This is a genomic window from Streptomyces sp. CB03234, assembly GCF_001905885.1.
GTDB lineage: Bacteria > Actinomycetota > Actinomycetes > Streptomycetales > Streptomycetaceae > Streptomyces.
Genome location: NZ_LIYH01000001.1, coordinates 1,417,375 through 1,433,778, shown reverse-complemented (window position 1 = coordinate 1,433,778; position 16,404 = coordinate 1,417,375). Strand labels below are relative to the sequence as shown.

Genomic DNA, 16,404 nt, shown 5'->3' with positions numbered 1-16,404 from the left:
TCTCACCGTTGCGTTCACCAGACGCGTACCGACCCGCCCGGGGCGAACGCGGGGCTCGTCGCGTCCGCCGGGGCCTCCGTCAGAGGTTCGGCGATCTCGGCGACGGTGGGGCCGTGGACGGCCGCGAGCGGGTCGAGGAACGCCAGGTCGAACCCGTACACACGGGCCGCGTTGCCGCCCGCCATGGCGGCGACCTCCTCGCGCGGCAGGCCCGCGTAGGCGATGCGGAGGCCTTCGCGGGAGTACGGGGCCGTGCCCTCGTCGTGCGGGTAGTCGCTGCCCCACATGATCTTGTCGAGGCCGATCCGGTCCCGCAGCGGCACCTCGTGCGGGCGCATGAAGCTCGCGCCGACGAAGCAGTTGTCCCGCCACACCTCGCTCGGGCCCTTGCCCATGGCGGCCGACAGTCCGGCGCCGAACTTGGACTCGGCCGAGGTGGAGGCCGCGACCAGGCGGGCGTGGTAGTAGTCCAGCATCTCCAGGACGCCCGGGATCCAGCCGGAGCCCTGCTCGGTGAGGACGAGTTTCAGCCCGGGGTGGCGGCGGAAGGCGCCGCCGAAAACCAGGTGCCATAGGGCGCGGTGCGAGAACCAGGTCGTCTCCACCATGAAGACCGCCCGCGCGGCCGGTTCGTCGCCGAGCGGCGGGGACGCCGAGCCGCCGTGGTGGTTGACGGGTACGTCCAGCTCCTCGCACACGGCCCAGATCGGGTCGTACGCCCGGGAGTACAGCTCCGGCAGGCGCGAGCCGGGCGGGGTGCCCGGGAGCATGATGCCGCCGGTCAGACCCGCCTCCTTGGTGCGGCGGACCTCGCGGGCGGCCTCCTCCGGGTCGTTCAGCAGGATCTGCGCCACGCCCGCCCGCCGCCCGGGCGCCAGCGAGCAGAAGTCGGCGAGCCACCGGTTGTGGGCGCGCAGGCCCGCCCAGCGCTGTTCGTACTCCTCACCGGTCGGCGCTGGCGCCATCAGGGACGCGGACGGGAAGAAGGGCGGAATGGTGTTGGGGAAGACCACCTCGGCGACGATGCCGTCGGCCTCCAGTTCGGCGAGGCGCCGGTCGGAGTTCCAGTTGCGGTCGGCGGTGTCGGCGAGGAGGTCCTCGTACGGGTTGACGTAGCCGGCCGCCCAGGCGTCGAAGTCGTCGTGGTACTTCTTCTCCAGGTACGGCTTGTAGTCGAGGAGGTCGGCGCCGGCATGGCAGTCGGCGGAGATGACGGTGTAGCGGTCCATCAGGCGCCTCCGAGGTGCGGGAAGTCGTGGCCGGTCAGCCAGTGGCGGCCCACCTCGCGCGAGCGGGCCCAGGACGCCTCCACGGCCGCCTGGTCGTCGCTCTGGCCCAGGTCGGCCGGGGTGGGCCCGATACGGCGGGCGACGGGCTCCAGTTTCGCCGCGTCGAACCCGAAGACCTCCACCGCCGCGAGGCCCAGCATGCGCCGGGTCTCGGCGACGGGGATGTCGTGGAAGGTTTTCCGCAGCCACGCGCGCGTGTCGGGCCAGGTGCCCTCGGGGTGCGGGAAGTCGCTGCCCCACAGGATGTTGTCGACACCGATCTCGTACCGTTGCGCCAGCTCGCGCCGCTTGGTGTTGGTGGCGCAGATGAAGACCTGGCGGTCCAGGTACTCGCTGGGGGGCCGCTTCAGCTCGGCGAAGGGCGAGAGTTTCTTGCCGCCATGGGCACCCAGGTAGAGCCGGTCCATGAACCACAGCAGGTTCGGCAGCCACCAGCAGCCGGACTCGGCGACGCCGAACCTCAGCCCCGGGTGGCGTTCGAAGACGCCCGACCAGAGCAGGAACCACAGGGGCCGGGCCGGCCACCAGGTCACCTCGCTGACGTAGATGCCGAGATGGTCGCCGTACTCGTGGTGGGGCGCCGCGCCCGAGTGGGTGAGCACCGGCATGCCGGTCTCGGCGGCGGCCGCCCACACCGGGTCGTAGCGGCGGTCGTGGTACGGCGCCTTGTCGACCCACATGGAGGGGATCATCAGCGCGCCCAGCCCGGACTCCCTGGCCCGGTGGATCTCGGCGACGACCCGGTCCACCTCGCCCGTGACGGGCAGCAGGGCGACCCCGCAGTGCCGTTCGGGATGCTCCGACACGAACTCGGCCAGCCAGCGGTTGTGCGCCTGCGCGCCCGCCATGCCCAGTTCCGGGTCCTGGTCGCCGGACAGGCCCAGGCCCACGCCGAACGGCGCGGCCGTCCGGCTGTCGACGGCGTCCGCGTCGGGGAAGACGACCTCGGCGGCCACCCCGTCGCCGTCGAGCTCCTTGAGCCGCTGGGCGGGCTCCCAGCCGCCCCGGAGGCCTTCCTCGTTGTCGCTGAACCACTTGCTCGCGAACGCCTCGTTGCGTACGCCGAGGCGGGTCATCTCGGCGCGGCGGGCGTCCCGCCCGGCGAGGAACTCGTCGAAGGCGCGGTGGAAGCGGGAGTCCAGGTAGGGCCGGTACCGCTCGGTCGGCAGTCCGGCGTGGCAGTCGGAGGAGATGATCAGATACGGATCGTTCGCGTCGGTCATGGGGCACACCCCTCAGTCGAGTACGAAGTTCTCCAGGTACGTCGGGTCGGCGCGGTCGAGCATGGACCGTGCCCTGGCCCTGATCTGCCGGTCGCTGTGCTCGCTCGGCGGCAGCATCCAGAAGCGGTCGGCCCTGATGCCGTCCACCACGTGCTCGGCGACCTCCTCCACCGGCGTGAAGGCGACCTCGTGGCCGGCTTCCTTCATGGCGGCCTCCCACTGGTCGAGGCTGCGGTACGGGGTCCTGCGGGGGCGCTGTTTGGCGTACCGGGCGGGCCGGTTGCGGTGCGACTCCCACAGGCCGGTGCGCAGCATGTGCGGGCCGGGGAAGAGGACGGAGGCCCCCACGCGCGCGTGCTCCGCCTTGAGGTGGGCGTACAGGGACTCGGTCATGGTGACGACGGCCGCTTTGGTGACCGCGTACACCGAGGCGGTGGGCAGCGGCGCGATACCGCCGTCCCCGGAGGAGGTGTTGACGACGTGGCCGGGCTCGCCGGAGGCGATCATGCGCGGGACGAAGGCCTGGATGCCGTGGAAGACGCCCCAGACGTTGACGGCGAAGGCCCACTTCCAGTCGGCCGGGTCGTGTTCCCACATCCGGCCCTCGGCGCCGGAGCCGACGCCCGCGTTGTTGCACAGCACATGGACGGCGCCGAAGGTGTCGTACACCGCGTCGGCCAGGGAGGCGACCGAGTCGGGCTCGGAGACGTCGACGGTACGGGCGAGGACCTCGGCGCCCTCCTCACGCAGCCGCGTGAACGCCTTGTCCAGGGCGGCCTGTTCCACGTCCGCGAGTACCACCTTCAGGCCCTCGGCGGCGAAGCGGCGGGCCATCGCGAGCCCGATGCCGCTCGCGGCGCCCGTGACCACGGCGACCTGGCCCGCCTCCAGCCTCATCGGCCGTCCCCTCGGGGCGGCGGGGCGTCGAGGATCTGCTGCGGATCGTCGTAGCGCTGGTGGATGTACGGCAGGAGGGCCTGGGCGCTGACCCGTTCCACCACCCGGCCGCGCTGGTCGGTGGTCTTCTCGCCGATCGTGATCTCGACGAGGCGGCGTACGGCGAGGTCGGCGACCGGGTCGTACATGGACTCGCGCAGCACCACGTCGCCCGTGATCCGTTCCAGTGCGCGCACCTTCTCGCGGCGTACGCAGTGCACGAGGACCGGGTCGGTGTCGAAGCCGGAACCGTCCACGGCGGGCAGGAACTTGAAGTAGAAGTCCACCTTGGCGACCGGCTCGGCGGGCAGCGGCAGCGGGCCGTCCACGGCGCCGCGCACCTCGACGAAGGCGATGCCGTGCCGGGCCAGTGCCGCCCGTACCGTCAGCCCGTCCCGCTCGACGGTCACCTCGCCGAGCTTCTTCGGCTCGCCGAACACCTCGCGTCCGCCGGTCAGCGCCCGCTCGTGCGTCATCGGCATGACCAGCGGATACCAGCCCTCCTGGTCGTCGTGGGTGGCCGCGACCGCGACCGAGCCGGCGCCGAGCGGGTAGCCGGGGAGTTCGACCTTGCTGATGGCGGCCCGTACGAGCGGGCGTGGTGCGGGCTTGAGCGGCGGCGGGAGCACGGCCGCGACCACATCGGGGTCGCTCTCCCACACGGCGACCACGCCGGTGGACCAGATGTCGGGGAGCTTCGCGCCCGCGGCGCGGGCCGCGGCGATCTCCTGCTCGGTGCGGGCGCCGTACCGTACGCGTGCCATGGCGTACCACCCTTCGTCGGCGGGTGAGGAGCAACTCTGTAACACTGTTACACCGAGGGCGATGAAGTGGGAACAGTCGTGCGCGTACGGGGGTGGAGCACCGATGCCGAAGCCGTCACTGACCCGGGAAGAGGTCCTGGACGCCGCCACCCGGCTGGTGAAGCGGGACGGTCCGGCGGCCCTCACCATGCGCAAGCTGGCCGCCGAGCTGGGCACGGCCGTCACGTCGATCTACTGGCACGTGGGCAACCGCGAGTCGCTCCTGGACGCCCTCGCCGACCGTACGGTGGCGGACCTGGGCGCGATCACGCCCCGGGGCGGCACCCCCGCCGCGCGTATCGTCTCCGTCGCGCGCACGCTCCGCCGCGAGCTGCTGGATCGCCCGCACCTGGTCGCCATGGTCCATGAACGGGGCCTTACGGAGCGGATGTTCCTGCCCGCGCAGCGCGCCCTCGTCCACGAGGTCCACGCGGCGGGCCTGCGCGGCGCCCGCGTGGCGGAGGTGGTGCGGGCGGTGCAGTTCCAGGTCGTCGGGTACGTCCTGGTGGAGCGCAACCGAGAGCGGGCCCCGGCGCAGTCGCCGGCCGAGCACGAGCTGTGGGACACGGAGACCGCCGAGCACGACCCGGCCCTGGCCCGCGCGCTGACCCGCCCGGTGGACGCGGAACGGCTGTTCGTCACGTCCGTACGGGCGCTGGTGCAGGGCCTGCTGGGGCCGGACGCGCGGAACGCCGGCCCGTCGGGGCGGACCGGCTGACAGGTGCGACGTATCCGTACGAAAAGGGCGCGGGGTGCGCGGTGACGGCAATCTTCCCAACTGGCCCCCGGGCCACGGCTTTCCGGGTGCGGGGCGTCAACACGGCCGCCGCACGGGGCATGCCCGGCGGTGCCACTGTCAGTGGCGGCCTCTATTCTCAGTGACCATGCTCGACGACCGTACGACAGCAGCACCGTGGCCGGCCGCCTACCCGACGCAGGGGTACGCGGTCGTCGACGTGGAGACCACCGGCCTCGCCCGCGACGACCGGATAGTGTCCGCTGCCGTCTACCGGCTCGACGCGCAGGGCAATGTGGAGGACCACTGGTACACACTGGTCAATCCCGAGCGGGACCCGGGACCGGTGTGGATCCACGGGCTGACGAGCGACGTACTGGAGGGCGCGCCGCTCTTCACGGACATCGCGGCCGAGTTCTCCGCACGGCTCGACGGCCGGGTGCTCGTCGCGCACAACGCCATGTTCGACTGGTCGATGATCTCCCGCGAGTACGCGCGGGCCGAGCGCACGGCGCCGGTGCGGCAGCGGCTGTGCACCATCGCGCTCTCCAAGGAGCTGGGGCTGCCGCTGTCCAACTTCAAGCTGGAGACGCTGGCCACGCACTTCGGCGTCGTGCAGCGACGCGCGCACAACGCGCTGGACGACGCGCGCGTACTGGCCGAGGCCTTCCGCCCGAGTCTGCACGCGGCGGCGGAGCGGGGCGTACGACTGCCGCTGCTGGAGTGCCGTCCGCTCACCGAATGGGCCTCGTCGCCCACCTCACCGGGGGTGCCGCGCATCGGCCGCCAGACGTCGTACGGCACCAACAGCTGGCGGCCGTCCCGCAAGCGGCCGGCGTGCCCGTACCCGAACCCCGGGCGGTACGAAGTGGACAAACCGCTCAAACAAGGCATGCGGGTGGCGTTTTCGGGCGATACGTCCATCGACCGTGAGCTGCTGGAGGACCGGGCGGTCGAGGCGGGCCTCCATGTGGCCACCAGCGTCTCCCGCCTGACGAGCCTGCTGGTCACCAACGATCCCGACTCGGCCACCTCCAAGACGGTCAAGGCCAAGTCGTTCGGCACACCGATCGTCGACGAGGCGGCGTTCACCCAGTTGCTCCGTGACGTGGCCCCGGCAGACGAGTAAGCAGACGGGTGACCGCCGGGCGTTTCGCCGCCCCTTACGGGACGCCGGACAGCACCCTGTGGCGCATGGCACGTTGTGAGGTCTGCGGAAACGATTACGGCATGTCCTTCGAGGTGCACGCGCAAGGCGCCGTGCACGTCTTCGACTGCTTCGCCTGCGCCATCCACCGCATGGCGCCCATCTGCGAGCACTGCCGGGTCCAGATCATCGGCCAGGGCGTCGAGGCCGACGGCCAGTGGTTCTGCGGGGCGCACTGCGCCCGCGCGGAGAAGGGCCAGGTGGGCATCGTCGACAAAGTGTGATCCGTCCCGGATGGGACCCCCCATCCGGGACCCGGACCCGAGCAGGTACGGTCGAAGCCGTGTACCGCTTCCTGTTGTCCCGGCAGTGGGTGATCCTCACCCTCATCGCCCTCGTTCTCATCCCCGTGATGATCGAGCTGGGCTTCTGGCAGTTCCACCGGCACGAGCACCGCGTCGCGCAGAACCAGCTGATCGAGGACAACCTGAAGGCGGAGCCCGTCCCCGTGACGGAGCTCACCTCGCCCGGGCACACCGTCCCCCGCGCCGACTACTGGCGCCGCGTCACCGCCACCGGCACCTTCGACACGGACCACGAGGTCGTCGTACGCCGCCGGACCTCCGCCGACGAACGGATCGGCGTCCTGGTCCTGACCCCCCTGGTCCTCGACGACGGCCGCGCGGTCCTGGTCAACCGGGGCTGGATCCCGGCCGCCGCCGACCAGAGGAGCTTCCCCGACGTGCCGCCCGCGCCCAGGGGCGAGGTGACCGTCACCGGCCGGCTCAAGGCCGACGAGACGACCGGGGCCAGCGGCATCAAGGACCTCAGTGGTCTGCCGGACCGCCAGGTCATGCTGATCAACAGCGAGCAGCAGGCGAAGAGCCTCGGCCGCGAGGTGCTCGGCGGCTACCTGGAGCAGACCGCGCCGGCCCCGGCCGGGGACACCCCGGAGCTGATCCCCGAGCCCGACCACGACTCCATCGGCGCGCACATGGCGTACGCGGTGCAGTGGTGGCTGTTCGCTGCGGGCGTGCCGGTCGGCTGGGTGGTGCTGGTACGCCGCGAGAAGCACGACCGCGCGGTGGCGGCGGCCGCCGCCGGGACGGCAGGCGAAGGCGGTGGCGGCGACGGCGGTGGCGGTGGTGTCGACGGCGACGCGGAACCGGCCGCGCACGCGGCCACGTAGAGCGCCGCACGCCCCAGCCGTACCCCGCTGCTTAGCCGTCCGTCCTGGCGGGAAGACGCCAGAGCGTGACGCAACGCATCGAGGACTACGCCCTCATCGGCGATCTGCAGACCGCGGCCCTGGTGGGCAGGGACGGTTCGATCGACTGGCTGTGTCTGCCGCGTTTCGACTCGGCGGCGTGTTTCGCCGCGTTGCTCGGCGACGAGAACAACGGCCACTGGCGGATCGCCCCCAAGGACGCACACGCCTGCACCCGGCGCCGTTACGTCGGCGACTCCCTCGTCCTGGAGTCCCTCTGGGAGACCCGCACCGGCACGGTCAAGGTGCTGGACTTCATGCCACAGCGCGACGAGGCCCCCGATGTCGTACGCATCGTGGAGGGCGTCTCCGGCACGGTCGAGATGGCCGGGGTACTGCGGCTCCGCTTCGACTACGGCAAGATCGTGCCGTGGGTGCGCCGGACGGACGGCCACCGGGTGGCGATCGCGGGCCCCGATTCGATATGGCTGCGCAGCGAGCCTGAGGTCAAGACGTGGGGTCAGCAGTTCAGCACCTGCTCGTCGTTCACGGTCCGGGCCGGCGAGAAGGTGGCGTTCGTCCTCACCTGGCACCCCTCGCACCGGCCGCGCCCACCGCTGATCGACCCGCACGAGGCACTGGAGCACACGCTCGAGGACTGGAAGTCCTGGGCCGCGCAGTGCACGTACGAAGGGCCCTACCGCGAGGCCGTGCTGCGCTCGCTGATCACCCTCAAGGCGCTGACGTACGCCCCGACGGGCGGCATCGCCGCCGCGCCCACCACCTCCCTGCCCGAGGACATCGGGGGCGTACGCAACTGGGACTACCGCTACTGCTGGCTGCGCGACTCGACGCTCACCCTCGGCGCGCTGCTGTCGGCCGGTTATCTGGACGAGGCGGCCGCGTGGCGCGACTGGCTGCTGCGGGCGGTGGCCGGTGACCCGGCGGACCTCCAGATCATGTACGGGCTCGCGGGCGAGCGCCGGCTGCCGGAGACGGAGCTGCCGTGGCTGCGCGGGTACGCGGGGTCGGCACCGGTACGGACGGGCAACGCGGCGGTGCGGCAGTTGCAGCTCGATGTGTACGGGGAGGTCATCGACTCGCTGTACCTGGCGCGCGAGGCGGGGCTGGCCGCGCAGTCGCACGCCTGGAACCTCCAGCTGAGCCTGCTGGGGTTCCTGGAGTCGACCTGGCGACAGCCCGACGAGGGGCTGTGGGAAGTGCGCGGGCCTCGCCGCCACTTCGTCCACTCCAAGGTGATGGCATGGGTCGCCGCCGACCGCGCGGTGCGCACGCTGGAGAAGGACCCGTCGCTGCGCGGTGACGCGGGCCGGTGGCGGGCGATGCGCGACGAGGTGCACCGGGAGGTGTGCGAGAAGGGGTACGACCCGGAGCGGAACACGTTCACGCAGTCGTACGGCTCCCGCGAGCTGGACGCAGCGACGCTGCTGATCCCCCGGGTCGGTTTCCTGCCGCCGGACGACCCGCGCGTGGTCGGCACGGTGGACGCGGTGTGGGCGGAGCTGAACCACAACGGGTTCATCCGGCGGTACAGCACCGAGGGCGTGTCGGTCGACGGGCTGCCGGGCGACGAAGGGACGTTCCTCGTCTGCTCGTTCTGGATGGCGGACGCCCTGCGCATGACCGGCCGTACGAAGGAGGCGCGGGAGCTGTTCGAACGGCTGCTGGCGCTCCGTAACGACGTGGGGCTGCTGGCAGAGGAGTACGACGCGGCGGCGCGGCGGCATCTGGGCAACTTCCCGCAGGCGTTCAGCCACATCGGGCTGGTGGGGACGGCCCTCGCGCTGGCGCGGGAGGAGGCGGCAGGATAGGCCCATGGATCTTGGACTGAAGGATCGTGTGTACGTCGTGACCGGCGCGTCCCGCGGGCTGGGCCACGCGTCGGCGCGTGCGCTGGTGGCGGACGGCGCGAAGGTCGTGGTCTCCTCGCGCGACGAGAAGGCGGTGGCCCGGGCGGCGGAGGAGCTGGGCGCCGGTGCGGTGGGCGTCGCGGCGGACAACGCCGACCCGGCCGCCGCCGACCGCCTGATCGGCGCCGCCCGGACGCACTTCGGGCGCTTCGACGGCGTCCTCATCAGCGTGGGCGGCCCGGCCCCGGGGTGGGCGGCGGACAACACCGACGAGCAGTGGCAGGCGGCGTTCGACTCGGTGTTCCTGGGCGCGGTGAGGATGGCCCGGGCGGCGGCGGCCGCGCTGCCGGAGGGCGGGGTGATCGGGTTCGTCCTGTCCGGCTCGGTGTACGAGCCGATCCCGGGCCTGACCATCTCCAACGGCCTGCGCCCGGGCCTCGCCGGCTTCGCCAAGTCCCTCGCCGACGAGCTGGGCCCGCGCGGCATCCGGGTCGTCGGCCTGCTGCCGGGCCGCATCGACACCGACCGCGTCCGCGAACTGGACGCCCTGTCCGGCGACGCCGCCGCCGCCCGCGCGGACAGCGAGTCCCGCATCCCGCTGCGCCGCTACGGCACCCCGGAGGAGTTCGGCAACACGGCGGCGTTCCTCCTCTCCCCCGCGGCCTCCTACCTGACGGGCGTGATGGTCCCCGTCGACGGCGGCGCCCGCCACGGCTTCTGACCGGGGCGGTGCCCAGTGTCCCGGGCGGTGCCCAGAGTCCCGGGGCGCGCGCCCGGAGGCCGGGCGGCTCGCCCGGAGGCCGGGGCGGTGCCCAGAGCCCAGGGCGGTGCCCAGAGTCCCGGGTGCGCCCAGTGTCCCGGGCGGTGCCCAGAGTCCCGGGGCGCGCGCCCGGAGGCCGCGCGGACGTCCGTGCGGCGGCGTCAGGTGACGCGGCGGGGCGGGTGTTTGGCGGCGCGGAGGTGGGCCTCCGTCGGGAGGGACGGCAGGCCCGCCGAGTCGCGGGCGTGTTTCAGCGCACCGTCACGGAGGCGGGACAGGGCCTCGGCCGGGGACGCGTGGGGCTCCAGGAGCATCGAGACCCGCGCCGAGGGCGCCGTACGGCGGCCGGTGAGCCGGACGCGGGCGCGCGACACGCCGTCCACCGCCTCCGCCTCCGCCTCCACGGCGCCCTCCAGGGCCCGGCCCCGCAGCACCGCGCTGTCCCCGTCCCGGCTGTCGACCAGCACCTCGTCCAGGCGCGGGCGCCGCAGCTGTGCCAGCAGCCATCCGAGCGCCAGGAGCACCACGGCCGCCAGCACCGCGATGACGACCACCCACCCCCAGCGCCTCCGCGCCGACTCGCTCAGCAGCACGGCGTCCGGGCCCCGCCAGGGCCACCAGGACGGCACGCCCAGATCCAGGCCGGCCGCGAGCACCGCCCCGCCCGCGCACACCAGCACCGCTCCGGCCAGGCCCAGCACCACGCGGTTCACCGCCCGCAGCATGTCCGCTCACCCCTTCCGCGCCGGGCGCACCACGTGCACCGACAGGTCCGGCGGCCGTGCCAGGTCCAGTTCCCCGACCCCGGCACGCAGCGCGTCGTCCAGGTCGGCGCGTACGTCGTCCAGTTCGCGGAAGTGGGACACGGCCCGTACGACGGCCTTGCGACGCCGCGCCCGTACGCGTACCGCCTGCACGCCCGCCACCGCCATCGCCCGGTCGCGCAGCACGATCTCGACCGCTTCCCGCCCGAGCCCGGCGCGCAGCGGGTCCTCGCCGCGCCGCATCGGCAGGACGGCGCGCAGCCCGGGCGTGGCGGCCAGCACGAGCAGCCACACGCCCAGCCCGATGGCGACCACGGCACCGATGAGTACCCACAGGTTGTCGAGCGGCCGCGTGGCCAGCTCGTCGGCGAGGGCGCGCCGCCATCGCATGCCGGGCCGCCCGGCCCGTACCGCGGCGACGTCGTACAGCAGCAGCCCCGCACCGGCGAGGACCAGCAGCGCGAGCAGCGCGGCCGGGACGCGGCGCACGGACCAGAAGCGGCGCGCGGTGCCGACTCCCGTCTTCTCCAGGACCGGCACGGGATCGGCGGGCACGGTCGTGCTCATCGCACCCTCCCCCGCCCCTTGTCGTCGCGGTCGCGCGTGTACGAGGAGTGCAGCCGCTCCACCTGGACCGTCACCTCCCGCACCTCCATGCCCGCCAGTGTCCGCACGCGCCGGACCACCTGGCTGCGTACGGCGCCGCACTGGGCGCCGATGTCGGAGGGGTAGCCGAGCTCCAGGCTGACGCGGACGCGCGCGACGTCCCGGTGCACGACGACCGTCGCGTGCGGCGGACGACCGCCTTCCCCGGCACCTCGCTCGTCCTCCGGTACGCCATCGAGCGCTTCCCGCGCCGCGTGTGCGGCGATCTTCGCCACCACGCGGTCGGCGATGGTGGTCGCTCCGCGTTCCGCCGCAAGGACCGCCGTCACCGGGTCACCGCCGCCGGTCGTCGCGGTCACGGCTCCGGAAGAAGTCGCCGGGCTCCAGGTCCCCGTCCAGGAACCGCCCCGCCACGAATCCGACCGCACCCAACGCGGCCACCAGCAAAAACGCCCCGAAACCGCCGAAGTATCCGGCGAAGCCGAGCGCCATTCCGGCCAACAGGCCGACCACCGACATGCTCATCGTGCGCTCCTCGATCCGCTGGCTACTGGAGCCGTGTCTCCGGCTCTTCTTCCTCGTCCTCCGGCAGCTTCACATCGCTCACCGCGACGTTGACCTCGACGACCTCCAGTCCGGTCATCCGCTCGACGGCCGAGATCACGTTCTCCCGCACCGCGCGGGCGACGTCGAGGATGGAGACGCCGTACTCGACGACGATCTCCAGGTCGAGTGCCGTCTGCACTTCTCCGACCTCGGCCTTCACGCCGCGCGTGACGCTGGGTTTGCCGCCGGGGACGCGGTCGCGCACCGCGCCGAAGGTCCGGGAGATGCCGCTGCCCATCGCGTGGACGCCGACGACGTCACGGGCCGCCAGCCCGGCGATCTTCTCCACGACACCGTCGGCGATGGTGGTGCGGCCACGGGACGCGGGATCGCCGTCGGCGCCGCTCCGCTTGGCCACGGAGGTTTTCCTGCTCTCCTCGGCCGCCGGTTCCTTGACCCGCGCGGCCTTCGCCGCCTGGGCGGACCGGGCTGCCTGGTCGGGCGAGGCGGACTGCGACGCGTCGGTCATCACCGTTGTCCCTTCGGGGCGATGGGGAGGATTCGGTCTCCTTCGCTCACATTAAGGGTGGTTTCCGTATCTCGCGCCAGGGATGCGGCAGGCTGGAGGAATGACGACGGCTGACGGATGGATGGCGACGGTACGAAGCAGGATCGGCCTGGGCCGGCTGATTCCGCTGGGTGACGCGGCCGACGGGGCCTGGATCGCGGAGCGCGCCGCCGACGCGGTGCTGCGCCGGGCGGCACGGCAGGTGCCGGGGGTGGAGCCGGGCCGGCTACGGATCGCCCTCGCGGGCGCCGCATCGGCGACCGTACCGGCGTTTCCGGCCCCGCCGGGCTCGGTGCCGCCCGGCGCGTTGCGCGTCGAGGCGGAGTTCGCCGCCGGGTACGGCGTGCCGTTGCCGGACCTCACCGAGCGGGTGCGTACGGCGCTGTTCACGGCGGCGGAGGTCCACCTCGGGCTGGCCGTGTCCGAGGTGGACCTCCGGGTCACGGCGCTCCTGGACGCCCCGCCGGATTCCCCGGCCACCCCCGCTCCCCCATCGGAGGACCCGGCGGCCACCCCGGCGGCCACCCCGGACGGCCCCGCGAAGGGCCCTGCGGACGACCTCTCGGACGATCACTCTGACGACCCCGCGGACGACCCCGCGGCCGCCGCCGCGGCCGCCGTCCCCGGCGTGGCCCGGCTGACGACGGTCCTGGGGCCGTCGGTCCACCGGGCGGCCGGCCACCTCCGTATCGAACTGGCGACGGCCCCGGACCACCGCGCGCTGGATGTGGCACGGGCGGTACGCGGGGCCGTGGACAGCACTGCGCCGGTGACCGTCCTGGTCACCGAGGTGCTCCAGAGCTGAGAGTCAGTCGGCGAGGCCTGCCAGGTCGCGCAGGCGGCGCGCCTGCGCCGCGCGCTCGGCCGTGCGCTGCTCCTCGTACGTACGCTCCCCCGCGCCCCGCAACAGCGCCTTGGTCTCGACGACCGCGTCACGCGGCGCCGCCAGCAGCGCGGCCGCCAGGTCCCGTACCGCACCGTCGAGGTCGTCGGCGGGCACGACGAGGTTGGCCAGCCCGATGCGCTCGGCCTCGTCGGCGTGGACGAACCGGCCCGTGGCGCAGATCTCCAGCGCGCGGGCGTAGCCGACCGCCGCGACGAGGGGGTGCGTACCCGTCAGGTCCGGGACGAGGCCCAGGCTGGTCTCGCGCATGGCGAACTGGACGTCCTGCGTCACGACCCGCAGGTCGCACGCCAGGGCGAGCTGGAAGCCCGCCCCGATCGCGTGCCCCTGGACGGCCGCGATCGACACGATGTCGTTACGGCGCCACCAGGTGAACGCCTCCTGGTACTCGGCGATGACCGCGTCGAGCTCGGCGTCGGAGCCGCGCGCCAGATCGAGGAACGACGGCTCGCCGTCGAAGCCCTCCGGCGTGAACGCCTGCCGGTCGAGCCCGGCGGAGAAGGACTTGCCCTCGCCGCACAGCACCACGACCCGCACGCTGCCCGGCAGCGACCGGCCGGCTTCCGCCAACGCCCGCCACAGAGCGGGGGACTGGGCGTTGCGCTTGGCCGGATTGGTCAGGGTCACCGTGGCAACGGCGTCCTCGACGGTGAGCCGTACGCCGTCCTTGTCGAGCACTTCGAGGACTGGGTCGAGCGAGGTCATGGGGCGCCTCCGGGTCCGGTGCAGGGGCAACAGTGCAGCCATCAAGTGACTGCACAGTAACCACCCGGCCGATACTGCGATCGACCGGGTGGCCCTGCCGTAACCGGTGGGGCCGGACGAGCCGCGCTCGGGTTCGTCAGGTCGCGGGGGCCGTCAGGCCGAAGCGGCCTTCTTGCCTCGCGTCGCTCCGCCGCGTCCACGCAGCGTGACTCCGGACTCGCTCAGCATCCGGTGGACGAATCCATAGGATCGGCCCGTCTCCTCGGCCAATGCCCGGATGCTCGCACCGGAGTCGTACTTCTTCTTCAGGTCTGCCGCGAGCTTGTCGCGCGCGGCGCCGGTCACCCGGCTGCCCTTCTTCAGAGTCTCGGCCACCCGTGCCTCCTCATGGGAAGTGCGCTCTGGTCTTCTCATGATCACCCCTCGGGCGCTTCCTGGCCAGCCATTCGACAAGGTCTGTGCCGCAAGGTTTCGCCGCCCCGGGGCCTCATTCCGGCCCACGATTCCGGTCCGGGACCGGCCCAGGGGGTGAATGGCCAGGTCAGGGAGGTGGGAGGAGGGAAGGGGCGGCGTGTGGCCGGGACGGGAAATTGGCCCGGCGCCACGCCGCAGTACGAGACGTCCTCACTCAGATGATGGATCACGCGTAAGCCGAATGATCCATACGGAGACGATCAGGGCGTGGTTACGCCAGTGCCACGAGGTCCGCGTAGTCCGCGCCCCACAGGTCCTCGACCCCGTCGGGCAGCAGGATGATCCGCTCCGGCTGGAGGGCGTCGACGGCGCCCTCGTCGTGCGTGACGAGGACGACGGCGCCCTTGTAGGTGCGCAGGGCGCCGAGGATCTCCTCGCGGCTGGCCGGGTCGAGGTTGTTCGTCGGCTCGTCGAGGAGCAGGACGTTGGCCGAGGAGACGACCAGGGTGGCCAGCGCCAGCCGGGTCTTCTCGCCACCGGAGAGGACACCCGCCGGCTTGTCGACGTCGTCGCCGGAGAAGAGGAACGAGCCGAGCGTCTTGCGCACCTCGACGAGGTCGAGGTCGGGCGCGGCCGAGCGCATGTTCTCCAGGACGGTGCGGTCCGGGTCGAGGGTCTCGTGCTCCTGGGCGTAGTAACCCAGCTTGAGGCCGTGGCCCGGCGTGACCTGGCCGGTGTCCGGCTTCTCGACCCCGGCCAGCAGCCGCAGCAGCGTCGTCTTGCCGGCGCCGTTGAGGCCGAGGATGACGACCCGCGACCCCTTGTCGATGGCGAGGTCCACGTCGGTGAAGATCTCCAGGGATCCGTACGACTTGGACAGCCCCTCCGCGGTGAGCGGCGTCTTGCCGCAGGGCGCGGGCTCGGGGAAGCGGAGCTTGGCGACCTTGTCGGAGGCGCGGACCTCCTCGAGGCCCGACAGCAGCCGCTCGGCGCGGCGGGCCATGTTCTGCGCGGCGACGGTCTTGGTGGCCTTGGCGCGCATCTTGTCGGCCTGTGAGTTGAGGGCGGCGGCCTTCTTCTCGGCGTTGGCGCGCTCGCGCTTGCGGCGCTTCTCGTCGGCCTCGCGCTGCTGCTGGTAGAGCTTCCAGCCCATGTTGTAGACGTCGATCACCGACCGGTTGGCGTCCAGGTAGAACACCTTGTTGACCACGGTCTCGACGAGGTCGACGTCGTGGGAGATCACGATGAAGCCGCCGCGGTACGTCTTGAGGTAGTCACGCAGCCAGACGATCGAGTCGGCGTCGAGGTGGTTGGTCGGCTCGTCCAGGAGCAGGACGTCGGCGTCCGAGAACAGGATGCGGGCGAGCTCCACGCGGCGGCGCTGACCACCGGAGAGCGTGTGCAGCGGCTGGCCGAGGACCCGGTCGGGCAGGCCGAGGGCGGCGGCGATGGTGGCGGCCTCGGCCTCGGCGGCGTACCCGCCCTTGGTCAGAAACTCGGTCTCCTGGCGCTCGTACTGCCGCATGGCCTTCTCGCGGGTGGCGCCCTGGCCGCCCGCGATGCGCTCCTCGTTCTGCCGCATCTTGCGGAGCAGGACGTCGAGGCCGCGGGCGGAGAGGATGCGGTCGCGGGCCAGCACGTCGAGGTCGCCGGTGCGCGGGTCCTGCGGGAGGTAGCCGACCTCGCCGGAGCGGGAGATCGTGCCGCCCGCGGGGACGCCCTCGCCGGCGAGGCACTTGGTGAGGGTGGTCTTGCCGGCGCCGTTGCGGCCGACCAGGCCGATGCGGTCGCCCTTGGTGATGCGGAAGGACGCGGATTCGATGAGGACGCGGGCGCCGGCGCGCAGCTCGATGCCGGAAGCGGTGATCACGGACAGACTCCAGGGCGGGGTGGAAGACGGCGGAAGGACGGCGGGTGCGGTGGCT

The 16,404-nt window shown here is 72.6% G+C and carries 19 protein-coding genes; 7 read left to right on the top strand and 12 right to left on the bottom strand.

Annotation, left to right across the window (positions count from 1 at the left end):
* Positions 1–14: 14 nt before the first annotated feature.
* The 4 genes from AMK26_RS06480 to AMK26_RS06465 are packed head-to-tail and all read right to left on the bottom strand — an operon-like array spanning position 15 to position 4,212.
* On the bottom strand, positions 15–1,229 hold the full coding sequence (locus tag AMK26_RS06480) for an amidohydrolase family protein (RefSeq protein ID WP_073752809.1): 1,215 nt from the start codon (positions 1,227–1,229) through the stop codon (positions 15–17).
* On the bottom strand, positions 1,229–2,512 hold the full coding sequence (locus AMK26_RS06475; protein WP_073752807.1) for an amidohydrolase family protein: 1,284 nt from the start codon (positions 2,510–2,512) through the stop codon (positions 1,229–1,231). The genes AMK26_RS06480 and AMK26_RS06475 overlap by 1 nt, the downstream gene beginning before the upstream one ends.
* Before the next feature lie 12 nt (positions 2,513–2,524).
* A complete protein-coding gene (locus tag AMK26_RS06470) occupies positions 2,525–3,409 on the bottom strand; it encodes an SDR family NAD(P)-dependent oxidoreductase (protein WP_073752805.1) in 885 nt (294 codons plus the stop codon).
* Positions 3,406–4,212 (bottom strand): acetoacetate decarboxylase family protein, encoded by an 807-nt coding sequence (locus AMK26_RS06465; RefSeq protein ID WP_073752803.1) that lies wholly within the window; start codon positions 4,210–4,212, stop codon positions 3,406–3,408. The genes AMK26_RS06470 and AMK26_RS06465 overlap by 4 nt, the downstream gene beginning before the upstream one ends.
* 103 nt (positions 4,213–4,315) lie before the next feature.
* Between AMK26_RS06465 and AMK26_RS06460 the strand changes: the two genes are divergently transcribed.
* The 6 genes from AMK26_RS06460 to AMK26_RS06435 all read left to right on the top strand — a co-directional run bounded on the left by AMK26_RS06460 (position 4,316) and on the right by AMK26_RS06435 (position 9,933).
* Complete coding sequence (locus AMK26_RS06460) at positions 4,316–4,969, top strand: TetR/AcrR family transcriptional regulator (protein WP_073752801.1); 654 nt, start codon at positions 4,316–4,318, stop codon at positions 4,967–4,969.
* A 160-nt stretch (positions 4,970–5,129) separates the two neighbouring features.
* Positions 5,130–6,116, top strand: coding sequence for a DEDDh family exonuclease (locus AMK26_RS06455; RefSeq protein ID WP_073752799.1), 987 nt, complete (start codon positions 5,130–5,132; stop codon positions 6,114–6,116).
* 65 nt (positions 6,117–6,181) lie between these two features.
* Entirely contained in the window at positions 6,182–6,418 is a 237-nt protein-coding gene (locus AMK26_RS06450; RefSeq protein WP_064071372.1) for a hypothetical protein, read from the top strand.
* 59 nt (positions 6,419–6,477) lie between these two features.
* The gene (locus AMK26_RS06445; RefSeq protein ID WP_073752797.1) at positions 6,478–7,323 is read left to right on the top strand and encodes an SURF1 family cytochrome oxidase biogenesis protein; all 846 of its coding nucleotides are present in this window, start codon (positions 6,478–6,480) and stop codon (positions 7,321–7,323) included.
* Between the two features lie 65 nt (positions 7,324–7,388).
* Positions 7,389–9,173 carry a glycoside hydrolase family 15 protein gene (locus AMK26_RS06440; protein ID WP_073752795.1) on the top strand — a complete coding sequence of 595 codons (1,785 nt, stop codon included), beginning with the start codon at positions 7,389–7,391 and terminating at the stop codon, positions 9,171–9,173.
* A gap of 4 nt (positions 9,174–9,177) precedes the next feature.
* Positions 9,178–9,933 carry an SDR family oxidoreductase gene (locus AMK26_RS06435; RefSeq protein ID WP_073752793.1) on the top strand — a complete coding sequence of 252 codons (756 nt, stop codon included), beginning with the start codon at positions 9,178–9,180 and terminating at the stop codon, positions 9,931–9,933.
* 200 nt (positions 9,934–10,133) lie between these two features.
* Here the strand turns inward: AMK26_RS06435 and amaP are convergent, their stop codons facing one another.
* The 5 genes from amaP to AMK26_RS06410 are packed head-to-tail and all read right to left on the bottom strand — an operon-like array spanning position 10,134 to position 12,417.
* Complete coding sequence (amaP, locus tag AMK26_RS06430) at positions 10,134–10,697, bottom strand: alkaline shock response membrane anchor protein AmaP (RefSeq protein WP_073752791.1); 564 nt, start codon at positions 10,695–10,697, stop codon at positions 10,134–10,136.
* Positions 10,698–10,703: 6 nt separating this feature from the next.
* The gene (locus AMK26_RS06425) at positions 10,704–11,303 is read right to left on the bottom strand and encodes a DUF6286 domain-containing protein (protein ID WP_073752789.1); all 600 of its coding nucleotides are present in this window, start codon (positions 11,301–11,303) and stop codon (positions 10,704–10,706) included.
* Positions 11,300–11,701, bottom strand: a complete 402-nt coding sequence (locus tag AMK26_RS06420; protein ID WP_073752787.1) for an Asp23/Gls24 family envelope stress response protein — start codon at positions 11,699–11,701, stop codon at positions 11,300–11,302. Before AMK26_RS06420 ends, AMK26_RS06425 begins: the two co-directional genes overlap by 4 nt.
* Positions 11,676–11,867 (bottom strand): hypothetical protein, encoded by a 192-nt coding sequence (locus AMK26_RS06415; RefSeq protein WP_073752785.1) that lies wholly within the window; start codon positions 11,865–11,867, stop codon positions 11,676–11,678. Before AMK26_RS06415 ends, AMK26_RS06420 begins: the two co-directional genes overlap by 26 nt.
* Before the next feature lie 22 nt (positions 11,868–11,889).
* A complete protein-coding gene (locus AMK26_RS06410; RefSeq protein WP_073753112.1) occupies positions 11,890–12,417 on the bottom strand; it encodes an Asp23/Gls24 family envelope stress response protein in 528 nt (175 codons plus the stop codon).
* Between the two features lie 100 nt (positions 12,418–12,517).
* Here AMK26_RS06410 and AMK26_RS06405 point away from each other — a divergent pair, with 100 nt between their 5' ends.
* On the top strand, positions 12,518–13,261 hold the full coding sequence (locus AMK26_RS06405; protein ID WP_241837799.1) for a hypothetical protein: 744 nt from the start codon (positions 12,518–12,520) through the stop codon (positions 13,259–13,261).
* Between the two features lie 3 nt (positions 13,262–13,264).
* Here the strand turns inward: AMK26_RS06405 and AMK26_RS06400 are convergent, their stop codons facing one another.
* From AMK26_RS06400 to abc-f, 3 genes are all read right to left on the bottom strand, one after another.
* Positions 13,265–14,065, bottom strand: a complete 801-nt coding sequence (locus AMK26_RS06400; protein ID WP_073752781.1) for an enoyl-CoA hydratase/isomerase family protein — start codon at positions 14,063–14,065, stop codon at positions 13,265–13,267.
* Between the two features lie 153 nt (positions 14,066–14,218).
* Positions 14,219–14,440: a helix-turn-helix domain-containing protein gene (locus AMK26_RS06395; protein WP_006123601.1), complete on the bottom strand. Its 222-nt coding sequence runs from the start codon at positions 14,438–14,440 to the stop codon at positions 14,219–14,221.
* Between the two features lie 310 nt (positions 14,441–14,750).
* Positions 14,751–16,349: a ribosomal protection-like ABC-F family protein gene (gene abc-f / locus AMK26_RS06390; protein ID WP_073752779.1), complete on the bottom strand. Its 1,599-nt coding sequence runs from the start codon at positions 16,347–16,349 to the stop codon at positions 14,751–14,753.
* Between the last annotated feature and the right edge of the window lie 55 nt (positions 16,350–16,404).

Excerpts from the sequence above, each read along its gene's own strand:
- AMK26_RS06480 (WP_073752809.1), bottom strand. The coding sequence starts at position 1,229 with ATGGACCGCTACACCGTCATCTCCGCCGACTGCCATGCCGGCGCCGAC.
- AMK26_RS06475 (WP_073752807.1), bottom strand. The coding sequence starts at position 2,512 with ATGACCGACGCGAACGATCCGTATCTGATCATCTCCTCCGACTGCCAC.
- AMK26_RS06470 (WP_073752805.1), bottom strand. The coding sequence starts at position 3,409 with ATGAGGCTGGAGGCGGGCCAGGTCGCCGTGGTCACGGGCGCCGCGAGC.
- AMK26_RS06465 (WP_073752803.1), bottom strand. The coding sequence starts at position 4,212 with ATGGCACGCGTACGGTACGGCGCCCGCACCGAGCAGGAGATCGCCGCG.
- AMK26_RS06460 (WP_073752801.1), top strand. The coding sequence starts at position 4,316 with ATGCCGAAGCCGTCACTGACCCGGGAAGAGGTCCTGGACGCCGCCACC.
- AMK26_RS06450 (WP_064071372.1), top strand. The coding sequence starts at position 6,182 with ATGGCACGTTGTGAGGTCTGCGGAAACGATTACGGCATGTCCTTCGAG.
- AMK26_RS06435 (WP_073752793.1), top strand. The coding sequence starts at position 9,178 with ATGGATCTTGGACTGAAGGATCGTGTGTACGTCGTGACCGGCGCGTCC.
- amaP (WP_073752791.1), bottom strand. The coding sequence starts at position 10,697 with ATGCTGCGGGCGGTGAACCGCGTGGTGCTGGGCCTGGCCGGAGCGGTG.
- AMK26_RS06425 (WP_073752789.1), bottom strand. The coding sequence starts at position 11,303 with ATGAGCACGACCGTGCCCGCCGATCCCGTGCCGGTCCTGGAGAAGACG.
- AMK26_RS06415 (WP_073752785.1), bottom strand. The coding sequence starts at position 11,867 with ATGAGCATGTCGGTGGTCGGCCTGTTGGCCGGAATGGCGCTCGGCTTC.
- AMK26_RS06410 (WP_073753112.1), bottom strand. The coding sequence starts at position 12,417 with ATGACCGACGCGTCGCAGTCCGCCTCGCCCGACCAGGCAGCCCGGTCC.
- AMK26_RS06405 (WP_241837799.1), top strand. The coding sequence starts at position 12,518 with ATGACGACGGCTGACGGATGGATGGCGACGGTACGAAGCAGGATCGGC.
- AMK26_RS06400 (WP_073752781.1), bottom strand. The coding sequence starts at position 14,065 with ATGACCTCGCTCGACCCAGTCCTCGAAGTGCTCGACAAGGACGGCGTA.